Below are 17,219 nucleotides of genomic sequence, written 5' to 3' on the forward strand. Positions count from 1 at the left end.
ATATCATCCTATATTTTTTTTGGATTATATTTATTTCCATTATTGCATTATGATTGGTCTGTAGCAATTGATAATTACTTCCTTAAACTTGGATTTGGATCTTATGAAAGCAAGATTTAAAGGAGATTATTTATAAATTCTCTGCAAGAAAGAATTAGCTTAAAAATAAGGAGAGGAATTTTATGTGGATTATAACTTGTTATTTAGACTCAAATATTTCTATGTTTGAATTTAGTACAGAGCAAGAGGCAAGGGAGCAATTCAAAAAAATGAAGGGATCTAAAATCCTTTCTGAAGTTGTATATTTCAATGATGCTTGTTTTCAGCAGGAATCTGCTTAAAATACCGTAACGAAAAAGCCAATGTTTTTGGACCATTGGCTCTTTCGTTATAAAGGTACCAGTCACCACTGGGATTTTATAAAAGGGCAACCGCGATACAACTAAAAGAGGTTATTTTATATTCCCCCCCTTTACAGGCACCGATATTAAACAAGCTTTTGTCCACAGTTTGAGCAGAAGTTGGCCCCTTCTGTTTTGTTGCCGCAATTTGGGCAAAAGTTCGGTCCCTTTTGACCATCTGTCCTTGGCAAAGACGGTTCGGCTTTTTCCACGGAGACAGGCTGATTAGGAGCTTGTTGATTCATCTGATTCATCATTTTACCTGCGATATTCATTCCCATCACCATTCCCGCCATATCGGAGGCTGCTCCTCCGCCGCTCATCCTGCCGGTGGCCATGCCCTCTGTGAGTGAAATTTGCTGATAGCGATTAACGTCACTAACCATCCCATGTGATGCATTTTTAGTAATCATGTCTTGAATCTCTTTTGGATAACTAAAGCTCATAACATTAAACCCAGTAATCGATATCCCACTCTTCATCATCTGCATATCTAAATCCTCTTTAATGCCTTTAGAAATGTCGAAGGAGTTGGCTTGCAGATTGAACATATCCTTTCCTTCTCTAGGTATCCATTTCATCAAAAGCTGATCAAGAACCGCTGTAATCCGAATTTTGACATCCTCAACTAAATATTGCTCGCGAACACCGGCAATTTCATCAATTAAGGCAATATAATCATTCACTTTAAAATGAAAAGTTCCATTCGCACGTATCGGGAGACCGCCTGGAAGTCCTAGTGAAGGGATATTAATCGCATTTTGCGTTCCCCATTTCACTATAAACTCTTTCGTGTTCACAAACAGCACTTCTACCCGCATGCCGCTATTAAACCCGAACTTGAATCCCTTTAAGGTCGATAAGAAGGGGATAATTTGCGATTCGATATCATACTCACCTTCATCACGGAATATCCCCTCTATTTTCCCATTCTTAAAAAAAACCGCATCCTGACCAGGACGGATAATCAGTTTACTACCCTTTTTAATTTCGCGGTTGCTCCACTTATAAAAAATCATGTCATCTCTGAATTCCAGCCATTCTACTACATTTGCAAATTGGTTTTTAAAAAAAGACATTTACTATCTGCTCCTTCCAATTAAAACTTTCCTCTGCTGCCGCTATGCGAATGGCCGCCCCTTGTAACGCCGCCCCCACCGCCGCTATTTGTATTATTAGACGGTTTCTTCTGCTTTGTTACAGTTTGTCTGACAAAGTTATCGTACTGGTCAACCACCTTTGATCGCTGACTATCCATATAGGTCCGTGCATTTACCGTGACCCTTCCGCCAGCACGATAGGCCATTATCATTACAACAACCCCTGCCATGATCAGCGAAACAATTAATTGAAACCACGATTGAAAAAATATATTTTTAGACGGATGGCCCTTGATGTCATAACTAATATTCTCTTGCGGGCTCCCAATCGATCCATTGCCCGTGTAGCCAAGCTCTCCATTATCTGGCTCATTACCCATATATTCATAGGCCCTATTTATAAATACTGAGAATGCATCATAGTATTGACCGTCTGATAAATCTGGAGTCAGTTCCTCGCGAATGAGATCCAGCCGGCTATTATCCAAATACTGCTCAGCTTTTTTAAAGCCCGCCAAATATACATCACGTTCATTCATATCAATGGCTAGAATCACTGTATTTCCATGTGGCTGGTTGAATCCTGGGCCATGCTCATCATAGAAATCCTCTACATACTGGACAATATCCTTCCCATTTGTGTCATCTAAGGTGATGATGATAAAAGCAGTCTCTCTCTCTTTTCCCCGTTCACTAGCTACATGTTGGAGTTCCACCGACTCTCCATCTGTTAATAAATGGGCATAGTCATATATATAATGATTTCGATCAAAGGTTTCCGCCTTCGCTGTTGGCATTCCCCATGGCAAAACCAACAGCGTCATCATCAATAAGACTAGAAGACTTCGTTTTTGTATATGACTTTCCCTCACCAAAGCTCGCCTCCCATCACAAAAGAGACTATTTTTAAAGCAAAGAAGGTTCCCACAGCGATGCCGCTAAACCACGCAGTTACTTTACCTGTGCTGATTGGAGGTTTGCCGACAACTTTACCTGTCTGCCCATTCATCGCAAAAGTATAGTCTAAATTTTTATAATCATAGCTGACCATCCAGACTGGTAATAAAACATAATTACTTTTTACATTTCTCGTATCAATGTGCTTATTTTTAATACGAGTTGAATGATAGCCTGAAAAAGTAGATGAAATATAGGAATCTATATAGCCACTGATTTTTTCCTTCGCCCTTGGGAACAGCTCTTCATCTGTAAAATTGTATTTTTCCGCCATATACCCTGCCAAATAAGGTGTCTTAAAATCCTTTAATAGATCATACGGATAGGGCTCCAGTTTATCCATTAATTCATCATTCATTTTGACAGATGCATCAACTGGAATCTTGAGGTAATCTAAATTGATATCACGGAAGGCATCATAGTATTTTGTTTCTGTATAAATATAATCTCCTTGTGTATAGGTTCTAACCCTTGTACATTCTGCGTTTACCTGCACTTTACTATTTAAATCGAACAACCAAAACGGCACATATATGCCCGTAATACTTTTTATCCTGTCTGCTGTCATAAAGTCTTTTGGAGTAAGCAGTCCTTTTCGGCACCATTTTTGAAATGCCGCCATCGCTTCTTCCTTGCTAATCGTAAAAGGAATGACTTTTGCAGGGGCAAGCTGGCCTGATAGGCGATCGGCAATGACGACAGCTGCTCCGCAATAACTGCAACTTGTTGCTGCTGTCTCGGCGGTGGTAATAAGAATAGCTCCACAATTTTCACAATGGTATTCACTTGCTTCATCCGCTGAAAATCTCGTTGTCACCAGCTCTTCCGGATAATTTTCAATATTTTCATGTCTGCCGCAGCTTTGACAGCTCAGGTCTCCTGATTCAGCATCAAAACTCATATCACTCCCACAGCTAGGGCATTTATAATGAAGAATCACGTTCATATCACCTCTTTAATATCAATAAAAAGCATAGGAATCTATTAAAACTTGTTCCTTTTAATAGATTCCAATTCACGGATATCAGCAACAAGGTTATCAAGTATTGGGTTCATCTCCTGGGATTTCGATGAAGCAAACTGATAGGCTGCTTGCAAATCAGATAAATTTGCCGTCATAACTGACTTTTTCTCTTGGAACCTTCTTACATCTTCTTCATTACCCTCATCCAGAGCCTTACTGGAATATCGATCCATTTTCTCAATACCCTCTTGGCATTCATATAATTCCCGCTTCAAGCGTTGCTCCTCAGCCAACAAGGATGCCTTTTCCGCCTTTACCTTCCCTAAATCCCTATTAAGGTTTCGCAAATTCTGTTCAACCATTTTTTCCAGATCATCGGTCTTATCCCACAAATCATCCATTTTGTTTTCCATCATTTCCTTAATCCTCGAAAACATGCTCATTGTCTTCAGTCCTTCCTATAAAAGAAACAACACTACATTATACTGTCTATTTTTAGTAAAAGTTTCATTTCCTTTAAACAATTTCCATAAACAATATAAAAGCAGTGGATTTCACAATTGAAATCGCACTGCTGTTAGGGAATAACAAACGGCTTTATTTATACAAATAATAACTACATCTTGGCGTTTTATCCTTTACATAATACCTATAATTATCATTTTCCCACGTTTTAGAAGAATTCTAGCTACAGTTTAATAGTATTTATTAAGTAATATCTATTTATTAAAAACATAAAATTGATAAGGCTAAGAGAAATTTCTTTCAAGACATTGTAGAACTCCTTAGTTCCAGTTTCTAAAGAATTCAATTTTGTTAATTATTCACCAAAATGGAGGGATTATATGAAAAAGTTCAGTTCTATATATGGTACGGTTACCATGATTCAAGATTACTCAGTAAGTTCAGATGAGGAATTAAATGGGTGTTTTAAATTAATGTCCTTATTAAGAGAAGATGGTTCGATAGTAAATTTCGTTATTAGTCCAACAACTTATTTTCTTGACCATGTGATGGTTTCAATCGGGGACCGTGTAACTGGTTTTTATGATCTAAATCTACCTGTTATTCTTATTTACCCACCACAATATCAAGCTCTCATTATCGCAAAGGATAATCCCTATCAAAATGTAAAGGTAGACTATTTTAACGGTCAACTGGTGAGTAGCGATGGTCAGTTACAATTAAATATTACCAAGTATACCCCGCTATTATTACCGAACGATCAACCCTTCACCATAAATCCTGCAAACCGAAATTTACTTGTTGTATATGGCCCTACCACAATGAGCATACCAGCCCAAACCACTCCCTATAAAATTATTGTTATGTGTTGAAAATTTCTTAGTATCAAGGCATATGCCCAACCCAATAGGTTACTTAAGCATATCCTTTAGTGTATAAATAAAAAGGAGGGATTTGCTTTGACTAATGATTATCATTTTGCTTTACCAGGAGCATATAATCAGGAAATAATTGATGTCAATGATCAACGAATACGCCCTGGATTTGGTTTTGGATTTGGTAGACCAGGCTTTGGCTTTGGTTTTGGTAGACCAGGCTTTGGTTTTGGTTTTGGTAGACCTGGCTTTGGTTTAGGCTTTTTAGGAGGTCTTGCTACTGGTGCACTATTGTCCCCAGGACCTGGATTTGGTTATTATTACCCACCATACCCTTATTATCCACCATACTACCCATACTACCCGTACTATCCTTATTACCCTTATTATTAAATATCCAAATTATGATATTCCATTCACTCCATATAAAAACAGGAAAAACGGAGCGCCAATTCTTTGGCATTCCGTTTTTCCTTGCTTCACTGAATTGATATCATTTGCCTATTTCTATGGCAAACTCTTTATAAACACAACCTTTAGATAGATGCCCTCTGGAAATTCTTTTATTGTTTTAAAGTCATTCGGAAGGGAAAATTCCTCAATTAGCTGGAATTTCCTATTTGTTTCTTTAAATGCCTGATCAATAAAACTTTTAAACTTTTTCATATTAAAAGAGCTAGAATTGGTGGACGCCACGATAATCCCCCCATCTTCTGTTATGGAAATAGCTTCCTTTAAAAGATTTTTATAGTCCTTTTCAGCGCTGAACACTATCTTTTTTGACCTTGCGAAGCTTGGAGGATCGAGTATGACCATATCAAACGTTAGCTGTTTTTTCACCGCATATTTAAAGTAATTGAATACATCCTCAACAATAATATCATGTGATTCAATATCTAACCCGTTCACACGAAACTGCTCTATGGTCTTGTTTAAGCTTCTATTTGCTAAATCCACACTTGTCGTTTTAACTGCATCTCCGACAGCAGCAAATACTGAAAATGCACCTGTGTAGGAAAAGGTGTTCAGTACGTTCTTTCCTTCCGCATAAGCATCCCGGATTGTTTTTCTTACATCTCTTTGATCTAAAAATACACCAACCATCGCACTTTCATTTAAGTAAACAGCGAGGTTCACTCCATTTTCTTTTACGATAATCGGGAAAGTTCCTCTTTCTCCCGCTACAAAATCATCTTCTTCAATATATTTACCGTCAACATCAAATCTTTTCTTTTGATAAATGGCCTTAAACTCAGCCAATTCTTTCAAAGCATTAATAATATACTCTCGAAAGCGATAAATTCCTTTGCTATACCAGTTGATTAAATAGTAGCCATCAAAATACTCTATGGTTAGTCCGCCTAAGCCATCGCCTTCTCCATTTACTATTCTAAAAGCATTGGTATCCAGGCTATTAAAAAACGGCTCTCGATAGTTGATCGCATCTCTCAATTTATTCATAAAAAACCTTTGGTCAATCTGTTCATTCTCGTTTCTACTAAGAACCCAGCCAAAACCTTTGTTTTGTTTGCCAAAATAGCCTTTTGCTATGAACTTATTCTTTTCATCAACTAGACGGATAATAGTTCCTTCTTTAGTATCTTCATTCAAATTAATTATGGCTTCCTTTGATATGAGCGGATAACCGCTTTTATATAGATTTACATACTTAGCCTTTACCGTTAAAGTGACATCTTTTTTCATCTTGTCATCCTATCAAAAATTAATTTATCGCTCTCAATATTGTATACAATCATTTCGTGAATCAAACATACTAGATTATTATATCATTTACAGTATACTGATACTCCATACGCATAAATACGGTGGGTTCTACTAACTATAAGCTTCTCGTGTTCGTACACACACTTTTCCCAAAGGGAAAACGGTTTGGAAACAGAAACTGACTTATAGAAAAAATAACATTCACAGCCAAGGCTACCTCTGTCGTCATTACCAGCTGTTTCTTTTGGACCTATGGCCCCGGTCGTATTATACCTCAATTATTTTCAATTAAGCTACCGCTTTGGAAGCCTTTTTACTTTTACCTCTGAATTATTCAGGTATAAGAAGTTACAACCCAAAAAAGGACCACTCTCAAACAACGGGTGGTCCTCCGCACACTACCTAAGAAGTCTTCTGGTAAGCAATCTCCTCGATAAACATTTTTGAAATGATAGATTGCGTTTTCATCTTATTAAAAACTAAATAAAAATATCGCTCCTCATTAAAATCTTCAATCTCGTGAATCTTAATCAACTTACTTTTACTATATTCTTTTGCAGCGATCTCCGAAATAATAGAGATACCGATGTCCTCTTTTACAAATTGGATTAGACTCTGCAAGCAATCAGTATAACTAGTGATGTTCACCTGATCCTTAGTGATGTTGTTTCTCTTTAGAAAACGCTCGATTATTGAATTTGTTCCAGAGTCAGAGCTTCTCATCACAAAAGGATAATCTAACATGGTTCTAATATTAACTGGCCCCTTTAATCTATGATTACTTGCTGTGATTAGCATTAATTTCTCTTTTAAAAGAGGAATATATTGAAGTTTTTCATTTTCGTATTTCTCCCCTAATACACCTAAATCCACTGAACCATTTAATACTTTCTCTGCGACAATCTTGGAGGGGGATTGATTAATATGGAACATTGCCTGTGGGTATGCATTCCTAAACTTCTTAACCATCTTAGGTACTAAGAATTGCCCCGGGACTGAACTTGCAGACATTCTAATTATGCCACGAAACTCGGTCATTCCATTGTTAATATCTAGCAAGGCTTGGTCTTTTAAAAGTAAGATTTTTAACGCCCATTGATATAGACGTTCCCCACTTGGAGTCAGGATATTTTCCCTTCCAACACGATCAAATAAATGAACATTTAATTGCTTCTCTAGGGTTTGAATATGTGAACTTACCGTGGATTGACTTAAGAATATTACCTCAGCTGCCTTTGAAAAGCTTCTATGCTCTACTACCTTTGTAAAAACATATAGTTGGTGAAGGTCCATCATTACAACTCCAATCCATTCAAAAAGTCGATTATTCACGATTCATACAATCGATAAGTTAGATTTATCTAAGCTTATCATTCTTTTATAATGAAATTGACACTAAGATTTGTATAGTTCATGACAAGTATGCTTCAAGGGAGAGGAAAGAAATGCTACAAAATAGGCCAGATCTAACGTATGATGCAGGGCCAACTGGATGTGGTGAGTTAATCATGAACCTGTTTCTAACGATGAAAAAATTAGAAAAGGGAAACATAGTTGAGGTTATTTCCTATGATCCAGGGGCTCGTGAAGATCTCCCTGCATGGTGTCGAATGCAAAAGCACATACTTCTTCATCAACATAGTAATGGCAAAGTGAGGCACTATTTTATTGAAAAAGGCTAGTCCTGTTTCATAATACGATAACGGAGGATTGAACATGTCAAATAAATTTTTGGTTAGCTTAACGAATGCAATGAATAATCCCGATAAGGCTACGGTAGGCTTTGTTGTCGCAAATGCAGCCGTTGCATCAGGGCAAGAAACAGTTGTGTTTCTAAATGTTGAAGGTGCCTACTTAGGTGCTAAGGGCTTTGCAGAGGAAATTCACGAGGAAGGATTTGCACCATTAAAACAGTTAATGGATCAGTTTGTTGAAGCTGGTGGAACACTTTGGGTATGCAGTCCTTGTTATAAGAAACGTAATTTAGACGAAGAAAACTTAGTAGAAGGCGCAACCATTGTAGGTGGGGCAAAGCTTGTTGAGTTCCTAAGTATGGGTGCAGCGTCTATCACTTATTAATAAGGGTGATAACTATGTATATACCACATGCAGTATGTGATGGTGGAGACTTAGATTGTGGCTCAGGCTTACTTCTAATTATAAAAAAGGCAATGGACCCTTTAAACAAAAATGAAATCCTAGAGGTCCGAAGTCGTGAAAAAACAGTGGCTGAGGACCTCCCTGCATGGTGTCGAATGGTTAAACATAAGTTCCTTGGGTTTCAACCTGGAGATAACACGACAAGATATTTTATTCAAAAAGGCTCCAATCAAACAGAGCTAAATCATGATTTAGAGGCTGCCAGAGGCTATAAGTGGAGTATTCGAGTACAAGCGGAAAAGGATTTATCTGCAAAAGTCCATAGCCGTAACCATACCTTTTTCGTTGGACAACCGGCAGATTTCAGTCCAAAGGTGAATGCACCAAGTTCAATAGATTATTTACTAACAGCGCTTGCTTCCTGTTTGGTCGTCGGCTACAAGGCACAAGCTTCTAAAAGAAATGTTGTGATAGACCATATGGAATTCTCCTTAAAGGGAGGGTTAGATAATGTGCTCTATCATTTAGAACTCGAGGATGAAGGTAGTCCGAAAGTTAATCAAATTATAGGCACTTTCTATATTTCATCCCCAGATGCTGAAGAAACATTGGAGGAAATTTGGAGGAGTACTTTAGTAAGATCACCTATCTATCAAACTTTAACTCAATCAATAGATATTAATATTAATCTAGCCATTGTAATTTAATTTGGAGGCCTGACAATATGACATTACCGACATTTCCAACTACAGTAATTGGAAGCTGGCCGCGTTCAAAAGAAGTGCAAAGAGCAATGCGTGATAAACGCTCAGGACGTATTACTGAAGAAGAGTTTCAAGCTGTAGCCGATAACGCTATATTAAAGTGTTTACAATGGCAAGAGGAAGCGGGAATTGATATCGTCTCGGATGGAGAACAGCGGAGAGATAATTTTATCAGCTTTGTTGCAGAGCACTTAAATAATGTTCGAATGCTGATGGTGTCTGAGTTACTAGATTATGTAGAGGATAAAGCAAGCTTTGAAGAAATACTTGGTACACTTGATGTACCAGCCTTCTCGATGTCAAACCCAGCAGCAACCGGGAAAATAAGTAGAAAAAAGCCATTAGCCTTAAATGATTTTCTATTTCTAAAAAAACATACTAGTAAAGCCATTAAAGTGGCACTCCCCGGACCGTATCTGTTAACTCGGGCCATGTGGGTAGAGGGACTCTCAAAGGATGCATACCCAACAAAAGAAGATTTGTCCATCGATATTATAAAAGTGTTACGTGAAGAACTAGAAGAACTAATCCAAGCGGGTGTAGATTTTGTTCAGTTTGATGAACCTGTATTAACGGAACTCGTTTTTACACAAAAGAATGCTAACCGTACCTTTATGTGTGGTGCTCTAACCGCAAAAGCAGATGCGGAGGAAGAAATTGCATTTGCCCTGGAATTAATGAACCAAGTGACAAATGGATTGCTTGGCAATGGAACAAGAATAGGGGTACATATTTGCCGCGGTAACTGGAGTAAACAGGAACAAGTTCTCTTGCGTGGACCTTATTATCCCTTAATTCCATACTTATCAAATGTAAATGTCGATCAGCTAATCCTGGAATATGCCACACCTCGCGCAGGAGAGTTAGATGCCATTGGAGACTTTGGAGGAAAAGAAATCGGTTTTGGCATTGTCAATCCCCGGACGGAGAAGGTTGAAACGTTGGAGGAGATTGTCTCCCGTTTAGAAGAAGTACGAACCTACTTGCCAGATACTAAAATATTCTTAAATCCCGACTGTGGCTTCGGCACCTTTGCGCAAAGACCAATGAATAGCGATGAAATTGCATTTGAAAAGTTAAAGGTTATGTCGGAAGCGGCAAAGAGGCTCAGAGAAATGGCATTAACAAAGTAACCTAAATTCGGAGGTACTAGCATATGAGCCAACTTATTCAGTTTAAAGTAGAAGGTAAAGGAAACGGAATGCGTACGGACGCAATGGCCGGAAAACATCAAATAGCCATTGATGAGCCCGAATCCTTTGGTGGAAAGGACTCGGCCATCGATCCACTATCAGCATTTTTATCATCACTGATGGCCTGTGAAAATGTAATGGCACAGATCATTGCACAAGAAATGAAGTTTGATCTTAAAGGAATCTCATTTGAAGTGGAAGGTAATCTAGATATCAGGGGTCTAATGGGGGATTTAGAGGTAAAACCTTATTTTAAAAATGTAAGAGTACTAGCATATGTTGAAACCTCTGAATCTCAAGAAAGAATTGATGAATTGCAAAAAAACGTTGACATAAGATGCCCTATCTTTAGAACCTTAAAAGATGCAGGGATTCCAATTGAAAATTGTTGGGTTAAGGCCACTGTAACAGTTTAATAAGGCAAAGTAATTCGGAGAACAGTGATGTTCTCCTTTTATTTATATATTAATAGAGGATCTGCTAAACAGGTCTGTTGATTTCCACCCTAGGCACTCGCTTTTAGTTGGCGTCAGGTGAGACACCGAATATCGTCTAAGAGCGGTTTTCAATCCTAGAAATAGTGCCACGTTGTTTTCGACTATCAAATAGTAAGTGAATCAAACTTTCATAATAAGGTATAAATTCTTCCTTTTTAATTAGAGTTAAAATTTCCTCTTTGCTTGCCCATTTCACATTTTGTACTTCCTCATACTGTAAGCTTAGCGTATGTAACTGTACGTCTTCTTCAATTAAATAAAAGTCATCAAAGCCTCTCTGAAAATGAATCGTTAAATGAGGTCGTTTATTTTGAAAATCAAATTTCAACCCGATTTCTTCATACAATTCTCTTTGTGCAGCAGTTTGACTTGTATCCCCAACTGTTGCGCTTCCACCAACAGTAAGATCCCACAGATTGGGCCAACCCGCTTTGAAGGGCTGTCTTTGTTGAATAAGCATGTCTCCATTTGAATTAAAAATGCATACATGAACCACTAAATGAAAATCACCAGGTTGAAGCTCTTCTCCACGTACCCAGGTACGATTTGTTTTATTTCGATCTAAATCATACACATCCCATAACTCCATGTTGTACCTCCATTAATTAGTGGTAAGCATAAAAATTCGGCACTATCCTAAACCATTTTCGTGAGATAAATCACAATTAGCTATCCTTATAAGTGCTATCATTACTAATGAGCTTAGAAAAAATCACCTAGAAGTGGCCAACTTTTTTCTCACTAATTTTGTACTATTTTATTCTTATTATAAACAGAAAATATATATAGGAGGGTTATTAAATGTCTAACGAAAAATTGTCTGAATTAATTAGTCCTGAAGCTGTCATTAATTTTGAAACTGGTGCCATTAAAGCAAGTACCTTGGATTCAATTATTAACCTTTTACCATTTGAAATGGGCTTTTGCGATGCCGACGATATTTTCCGCTGGTATTCAAATAATCCTAACCGCGTACATGGTCGTCGTAATGAAGCAATTGGCCGCCATGTGCTTGAACTTCACCCAAAAGTGGCTCACCACGTTCAAAAGTTATTGAATGATTTCCGAACAGGAACACGCGATGAATGGGAATTTTGGTTTCCAAAACGATCTGGTGAAGAAACCGGTCAAATCTACCAAAAATTCATGGCAGTACGTGATAAAAACGGAAAATATCTTGGATGCATGGATGTGACAGTTAATATCGACCTTTTCCAAGGAAAAGAAGGTAAACAAACCCCTGAAACGATTGACGAATTTATAGCTATTAAACCTGAGTAAATAAACCTTTTCAATTGCAAAATTTGCTGAAAAAACACACTGATTCCCTTCATTCAGTGTGTTTTTCTTTATGATAGAAGTTTTGGTGGATCCTTATGCTTAGGCACTTTCGATGCAATTTACAAATTAAGAGAAATTTTCCCGCCTATTTTTATCATCAGATGCTTAACTACCATTTCATTAGGATCTATTATAATTTTAGATTCGTCATAAAATCTACACCTAGAATAACTGTAATTGAAACGAACTTTAGCAGTTTAGCAGTTGAAGAAGGCGTATAATATTTAGTGAAGAAAAACTAGAATTCTTATTAAAATTCAGCTTTGCTCCCAATAGGAAGTAAAGCTTTTATTATTTAATTATTAACTGTAAAAAAATAATTATTATTTTTGTATACATAATGACCTTTAATTCGTTTTAGTTGTGAAAGGAGATGAAAAATTGAGTAAGCCCTCAAATGAAGAAATAACTAAATTAACTAACAATATATATCAAAAGCTTTGCTCGATGGGGGCTAATCCAGAAGATGCAAAAGACATTGTTCAAGAATCTCTATATCGAGGATTTCTAAATATTGAAGGTATTAATGCTAAGGCTTTTAGATCATGGCTTTACAAGGTTTCTATAAATCAATATTACGATTTGTGTAGAAAAAATAACAAACGTCCAATTATTGAGTTCGAGGATGTTCTGCTGGAACTTGAAGAAAATCATGTGGAAGCTACCGTAATTAAACAAGAGGAAAAAGAAGAGTATGAACATGTTTTACAACAATTAAAACCGCTTGAACGACAGTTAATAAAAATGAAGTATGAAGATGAATATTCGTATAGAGAAATTTCGGAAAAACTAAATTTAAAAGAAAGTAATGTGAAAACCTACTTATATCGTGCTAGGAAAAAGCTTACAAGTCTATTTGGGAGGGACCATAATGAATAATGAACCATTTCAGTCTAATGATATTGAAGGAATTGTTAAAAAAGCAAAAAGGAAAAGTGTGCTGCGAAATATATTAATCTCTACTATTTCGCTACTTTTTGTAGGGACACTTTTTATATTTATTAACGGGTTGATTGTCGGTAATGCCTATAACAAAGCAGTTGAGGCTAATAGATTACTATTTCAAATTTCGGAACCCAATATTAATATTGGAGGAGGAACATTCGATTATAGAATTCTATCGGGAACGTATAGCTACAATAAATATAAAGTAATTGGAAATAGAGTAGTCCCATGGGGTAATGATACACGAGAGTTTAATGCATTAGGACATAATAATAAGGGCTCAGCTATATCTGTTTATGATGATGTTAGCGTCGGTAAGACAGAAGAAGATAAACAGTATTACAACACCACAAATGGACAAAGGACGATGCAATTTTATCATCCATGGTTTGAATATACAAAGATTCATAATGATTTAGACTTAATACAAAATGCCCCTGACAATGCGATAATGGAAGTGGCCATCTCTTTTGACCAATCTTATTCAGTAAGTGAAGTACAGGAATTTTTTAATCTAAAAGATAAAATAACATGGTATAGAATTAATGATTATAACCAGGATGCTAAAGAACAATTAAAAGGTCTTCATAGTTCTGGGGATTCTGCATCATTTGTTTACGGTTTTAATGTCACAATGTTAAAAGGCGAAGGAGATATTGTAGCACAGAATGAAGAGGATTTTATAGGTACATTGGAAGAACTAAAAGACACAGGAAATTATAATTATTTTATTGAACCACTTCTAGAAAGTGTGAACCAAAATATGAAAGATGGGATCATCCTTGGTGTTGTAGTAACAGGAACCAAGGAAGAACTACTAAAGATAAAGCAAAACAACAACATTAGAGCCATATCATTAGGGGCTGTTGCAACAGAATATTAGTATTTAATAAGAATCTACTTATTGAGACGAACCAATCAACGATTGCAAATAAGTAGGTGGAAACACTTTCCCCTTGCCTGAATATACTGGAATGATTAAAGATTGCGGGGGGGGAACCATGAAAAAGGCTTGGTCTAACGGTTCTTGTATTAGTGAACAGGAAGTTCATTTAAGTAATGCTATGCGTTTAGCCTGGGAACAACATGTGTATTGGACAAGAATGATAATCAATAGCATAGCCTTTAATTTACCTGATTTAGACGCTGTGACCGCACGTCTTCTCCGAAACGCTACAGATATGAGGAATATACTAGCGCCTTTCTATGGATATATAATTGCTGATACGTTCGGCAAATTAATCAGGGCACATCTGGTCATTGCTGCTGAACTTGTCACTGCTGCAAAAGCAGGCAATCAAAAGGCAGTAGCAGACACAGAGAAACGTTGGTACGCAAATGGAGCAGAAATTTCTAAATTCCTAAGTAGAATAAATCCTTTTATCTCAGAAAAAGAATTCAGAGACATGTTTTTTGAACATCTAGCACTTACTAAACATGAGGCAGTATTAATACTCCAAAAGGATTTTAAAGCTAGTATCGATGTATTTGATAAAATTGAGGCGGAAGCCTTAGAAATGGCAGACACAACAACGATTGCAATTGTGAGACAATTCCTTAGAAGGTTATAAATTTAAAGATAAGAAGACAGTGCCTGCTCCCAACAATGTAAATCTTTAACGCATTCGGGTCAGACACTGTTTTTTCAAAGACCATTAATAGCAGTTGTAACGGATTACTGCTTTCATAGAAACCTATTTTACCTTCAGGGAGAGTAATGTAAAAGGACTGACCCTATTTATGGTACGGTTCACCACGATTTATCCGAAACGCTCGATACACTTGTTCAAGTAAAATCAGCTTCATCATTTGATGGGGAAAGGTCATTTTTGAAAAAGACAGCTTCTCATCAGCCCGCTGCAGAACTTCTTTACTTAATCCAAGTGATCCACCTATGACAAAAGCGATTTTACTCTTTCCATATGTAGCGAGTTTATCTATTGAATCCGCCAGTTCTTCTGAGGATTTCATCTTTCCATCTATCGCTAAGGCAATAACATATGTATCTGGAGAAATTTTCGCAAGAATTTTTTCCCCTTCCTTTTGCTTCACCTGCTCCATTTCTAACTCACTTAATTGTTCAGGAGCTTTTTCATCAGGTACTTCTACTAATTCGATTTTGGCATATACCGTTAATCGTTTCGTGAATTCGTCTATCCCCAGCTTTAAATACTTTTCCTTTAACTTGCCAACAGAAACAATTAAAATATTCACAATCCACAACCCCATCTATGTTACAAACAGTTTACAAACAACTTATCCACAAAAGTTATACACATATCCACAATTGTTATCCACATCTTGTATGGGATCACCCGTTCCCTACAATATATACGGCTTCCTTTTGACAATATTCACAGGTTGTTGATAACTTATTTTCCACTTTATTTAACTCTGGGAATGATCCAGATTCATCTACTGCAACATCTAATGCCAGCTCAACATGATCTTCACAACTATAAATCATATGTTTTCCTCCCATTCCTTTTAGCTTATTATTCCCTAAAATTATAAAATATTTTATCCACAAATCATATTAACACTCAAGAAAAAAACAGGAAAGTAAATCTTTCCTGTTTTTAAGTTGGTTATGCTATTTATTTTTCAGATGTGGATAACTGCTGCGCGCTTCCGCCTTTTGCATTACATTGTTTCTCCACCTAATTTTAATGTAGCTTGTTTTAGTTTTCCATCTCGGTAGAATTTGATTTGCATTTGATCTCCAATTTGCTTTTTATTATAAAGATGTTTTCGCAGGTCGATTACATTTCTTATCTCAACACCGTCCATATCAACGATTACATCAAGTTCTTGTAAACCAGCCTGGGCAGCTGGTGAATTCGGTTCAACATTACGAATAGCTACTCCAAAGTTCACATTTCTTGGAAGCTTTAAAGCTTCTTGTTGGTAGTAAGAAGGTATTTCCTCCACTGATTTTAGCTCAACACCCATATATGGTCTACGTACTTCACCAAACTTCTCTAAATCCTCAATAATCGGTCGTGCATAGTCAACAGGAATAGCCAAACCAATCCCTTCAACCTCTTGTTGGGCAATCTTCATCGAGTTAATTCCAATTAGCTGACCATCAAGATTAACGAGGGCACCACCGCTATTACCCGGATTTATAGCAGCATCAGTTTGAATTACATCTGCTTGCCAGTCTTCAATTCCATCCTGGTTTATATCGACTGGAATTGTCCGCTCAACCCCTGAGATAATACCTTGCGTTACAGAGCCTGAAAAGGTAGGACCTAATGGATTTCCTATCGCAATGGCGGGTTCTCCACGTTTCAAAATTTCAGAGCTGCCAAATTCTATAATTTTTTTAACATCCTTAGCTGGAATTTCTAGAACAGCTAAATCCGTCCAAATGTCACTCCCAAGTAATCTAGCAGGTAACTTTGTTCCATCATCAAGGGAAACTTCAAGCTCATTTGCCCCCTCGATAACATGGTGGTTGGTCACTACATAAGCTTTACCGTCAGCTTTTTTATAAATAACCCCAGACCCTGTTCCTGCTGCAACAGATTCATCATCTGACCAAAAGCTAGATGTTTGAATATTAGTGATACCTACTACTGCATCTCCCGCTTTATCAACCGCTTTTATTATTTGAGTATTAATATCTACATTAATACTTTTAGCAGCTGTTACTTGCCCTTCATGTGCTTTTTCATCTGTTTCTTGTAGATAATTATTAGGCTCAACCTTATAAGGTAACACATCAAAGTTGGCTAATGTAGGTATCGCGATAATGACTAAGATGGCACCTAATATCGCCCCGACAAGGCTTGCGATGAAAAAGCCACTTCGATTACCCTTTTGCCGATAACGCCCTTCATAATCCTGATCGTAATAACCCAATTGACACCAATCCTTTCTAAACTTC

22 protein-coding genes are annotated in these 17,219 nt (G+C 37.1%); 12 read left to right on the forward strand and 10 right to left on the reverse strand.

Annotated features, from left to right (window positions below; genetic code table 11):
• Nucleotides 1-182 precede the first annotated feature (182 nt).
• Nucleotides 183-341, forward strand: a complete 159-nt coding sequence (locus LRP83_RS13735) for a hypothetical protein (RefSeq protein WP_230497272.1) — start codon at nucleotides 183-185, stop codon at nucleotides 339-341.
• 146 nt (nucleotides 342-487) lie between these two features.
• Here LRP83_RS13735 and LRP83_RS13740 read toward each other — a convergent pair whose 3' ends face one another.
• From LRP83_RS13740 to LRP83_RS13755, 4 genes are read right to left on the reverse strand one after another with little or no spacing between them, the layout of a single operon-like run.
• Nucleotides 488-1,480, reverse strand: coding sequence for an SPFH domain-containing protein (locus LRP83_RS13740; RefSeq protein ID WP_230497273.1), 993 nt, complete (start codon nucleotides 1,478-1,480; stop codon nucleotides 488-490).
• Nucleotides 1,481-1,500: 20 nt separating this feature from the next.
• The gene (locus tag LRP83_RS13745) at nucleotides 1,501-2,373 is read right to left on the reverse strand and encodes a TPM domain-containing protein (protein WP_230497274.1); all 873 of its coding nucleotides are present in this window, start codon (nucleotides 2,371-2,373) and stop codon (nucleotides 1,501-1,503) included.
• Nucleotides 2,370-3,398: a TFIIB-type zinc ribbon-containing protein gene (locus LRP83_RS13750; RefSeq protein ID WP_230497329.1), complete on the reverse strand. Its 1,029-nt coding sequence runs from the start codon at nucleotides 3,396-3,398 to the stop codon at nucleotides 2,370-2,372. Before LRP83_RS13750 ends, LRP83_RS13745 begins: the two co-directional genes overlap by 4 nt.
• 44 nt (nucleotides 3,399-3,442) lie before the next feature.
• Nucleotides 3,443-3,865: a PspA/IM30 family protein gene (locus LRP83_RS13755; RefSeq protein WP_230497275.1), complete on the reverse strand. Its 423-nt coding sequence runs from the start codon at nucleotides 3,863-3,865 to the stop codon at nucleotides 3,443-3,445.
• Nucleotides 3,866-4,267: 402 nt separating this feature from the next.
• Between LRP83_RS13755 and LRP83_RS13760 the strand changes: the two genes are divergently transcribed.
• Complete coding sequence (locus LRP83_RS13760) at nucleotides 4,268-4,759, forward strand: hypothetical protein (protein ID WP_230497276.1); 492 nt, start codon at nucleotides 4,268-4,270, stop codon at nucleotides 4,757-4,759.
• An 87-nt stretch (nucleotides 4,760-4,846) separates the two neighbouring features.
• Nucleotides 4,847-5,155, forward strand: a complete 309-nt coding sequence (locus tag LRP83_RS13765) for a hypothetical protein (RefSeq protein ID WP_230497277.1) — start codon at nucleotides 4,847-4,849, stop codon at nucleotides 5,153-5,155.
• Nucleotides 5,156-5,269: 114 nt separating this feature from the next.
• Here LRP83_RS13765 and LRP83_RS13770 read toward each other — a convergent pair whose 3' ends face one another.
• Both LRP83_RS13770 and LRP83_RS13775 read right to left on the reverse strand, forming a co-directional pair.
• The gene (locus LRP83_RS13770) at nucleotides 5,270-6,466 is read right to left on the reverse strand and encodes a class I SAM-dependent rRNA methyltransferase (protein WP_230497278.1); all 1,197 of its coding nucleotides are present in this window, start codon (nucleotides 6,464-6,466) and stop codon (nucleotides 5,270-5,272) included.
• A gap of 423 nt (nucleotides 6,467-6,889) precedes the next feature.
• On the reverse strand, nucleotides 6,890-7,819 hold the full coding sequence (locus LRP83_RS13775) for a selenium metabolism-associated LysR family transcriptional regulator (RefSeq protein WP_230497279.1): 930 nt from the start codon (nucleotides 7,817-7,819) through the stop codon (nucleotides 6,890-6,892).
• Between the two features lie 113 nt (nucleotides 7,820-7,932).
• Here LRP83_RS13775 and LRP83_RS13780 point away from each other — a divergent pair, with 113 nt between their 5' ends.
• The 5 genes from LRP83_RS13780 to LRP83_RS13800 are packed head-to-tail and all read left to right on the forward strand — an operon-like array spanning nucleotide 7,933 to nucleotide 10,960.
• Nucleotides 7,933-8,169 carry a sulfurtransferase TusA family protein gene (locus LRP83_RS13780; protein WP_230497280.1) on the forward strand — a complete coding sequence of 79 codons (237 nt, stop codon included), beginning with the start codon at nucleotides 7,933-7,935 and terminating at the stop codon, nucleotides 8,167-8,169.
• Nucleotides 8,170-8,203: 34 nt separating this feature from the next.
• Nucleotides 8,204-8,566: a DsrE family protein gene (locus LRP83_RS13785; protein ID WP_230497281.1), complete on the forward strand. Its 363-nt coding sequence runs from the start codon at nucleotides 8,204-8,206 to the stop codon at nucleotides 8,564-8,566.
• Between the two features lie 14 nt (nucleotides 8,567-8,580).
• On the forward strand, nucleotides 8,581-9,294 hold the full coding sequence (locus LRP83_RS13790; RefSeq protein ID WP_230497282.1) for a sulfurtransferase TusA family protein: 714 nt from the start codon (nucleotides 8,581-8,583) through the stop codon (nucleotides 9,292-9,294).
• 17 nt (nucleotides 9,295-9,311) lie between these two features.
• Nucleotides 9,312-10,484: a cobalamin-independent methionine synthase II family protein gene (locus LRP83_RS13795; RefSeq protein ID WP_230497283.1), complete on the forward strand. Its 1,173-nt coding sequence runs from the start codon at nucleotides 9,312-9,314 to the stop codon at nucleotides 10,482-10,484.
• Nucleotides 10,485-10,507: 23 nt separating this feature from the next.
• On the forward strand, nucleotides 10,508-10,960 hold the full coding sequence (locus LRP83_RS13800; protein ID WP_230497284.1) for an OsmC family protein: 453 nt from the start codon (nucleotides 10,508-10,510) through the stop codon (nucleotides 10,958-10,960).
• A 136-nt stretch (nucleotides 10,961-11,096) separates the two neighbouring features.
• Here the strand turns inward: LRP83_RS13800 and LRP83_RS13805 are convergent, their stop codons facing one another.
• Entirely contained in the window at nucleotides 11,097-11,630 is a 534-nt protein-coding gene (locus LRP83_RS13805; RefSeq protein ID WP_230497285.1) for an NUDIX hydrolase, read from the reverse strand.
• Nucleotides 11,631-11,842: 212 nt separating this feature from the next.
• Between LRP83_RS13805 and LRP83_RS13810 the strand changes: the two genes are divergently transcribed.
• From LRP83_RS13810 to LRP83_RS13825, 4 genes are all read left to right on the forward strand, one after another.
• On the forward strand, nucleotides 11,843-12,322 hold the full coding sequence (locus tag LRP83_RS13810; protein ID WP_230497286.1) for a PAS domain-containing protein: 480 nt from the start codon (nucleotides 11,843-11,845) through the stop codon (nucleotides 12,320-12,322).
• 441 nt (nucleotides 12,323-12,763) lie between these two features.
• A complete protein-coding gene (locus tag LRP83_RS13815; RefSeq protein ID WP_230497287.1) occupies nucleotides 12,764-13,261 on the forward strand; it encodes an RNA polymerase sigma factor in 498 nt (165 codons plus the stop codon).
• Complete coding sequence (locus LRP83_RS13820) at nucleotides 13,254-14,210, forward strand: anti sigma factor C-terminal domain-containing protein (RefSeq protein ID WP_230497288.1); 957 nt, start codon at nucleotides 13,254-13,256, stop codon at nucleotides 14,208-14,210. Before LRP83_RS13815 ends, LRP83_RS13820 begins: the two co-directional genes overlap by 8 nt.
• 118 nt (nucleotides 14,211-14,328) lie before the next feature.
• Entirely contained in the window at nucleotides 14,329-14,898 is a 570-nt protein-coding gene (locus LRP83_RS13825) for an acetylglutamate kinase (RefSeq protein WP_230497289.1), read from the forward strand.
• Between the two features lie 163 nt (nucleotides 14,899-15,061).
• On the opposite strand, the gene rlmH is transcribed toward LRP83_RS13825, so the two are convergent.
• From rlmH to LRP83_RS13840, 3 genes are all read right to left on the reverse strand, one after another.
• Complete coding sequence (gene rlmH / locus LRP83_RS13830; protein WP_230497290.1) at nucleotides 15,062-15,541, reverse strand: 23S rRNA (pseudouridine(1915)-N(3))-methyltransferase RlmH; 480 nt, start codon at nucleotides 15,539-15,541, stop codon at nucleotides 15,062-15,064.
• A 97-nt stretch (nucleotides 15,542-15,638) separates the two neighbouring features.
• A complete protein-coding gene (locus LRP83_RS13835; RefSeq protein ID WP_230497291.1) occupies nucleotides 15,639-15,794 on the reverse strand; it encodes a CxxH/CxxC protein in 156 nt (51 codons plus the stop codon).
• A 176-nt stretch (nucleotides 15,795-15,970) separates the two neighbouring features.
• Nucleotides 15,971-17,194, reverse strand: a complete 1,224-nt coding sequence (locus LRP83_RS13840) for a S1C family serine protease (protein ID WP_230497292.1) — start codon at nucleotides 17,192-17,194, stop codon at nucleotides 15,971-15,973.
• Nucleotides 17,195-17,219: the final 25 nt, after the last annotated feature.

Source organism: Pseudoneobacillus rhizosphaerae, from assembly GCF_917563885.1.
Classification (GTDB): domain Bacteria; phylum Bacillota; class Bacilli; order Bacillales; family Cytobacillaceae; genus Pseudoneobacillus; species Pseudoneobacillus rhizosphaerae.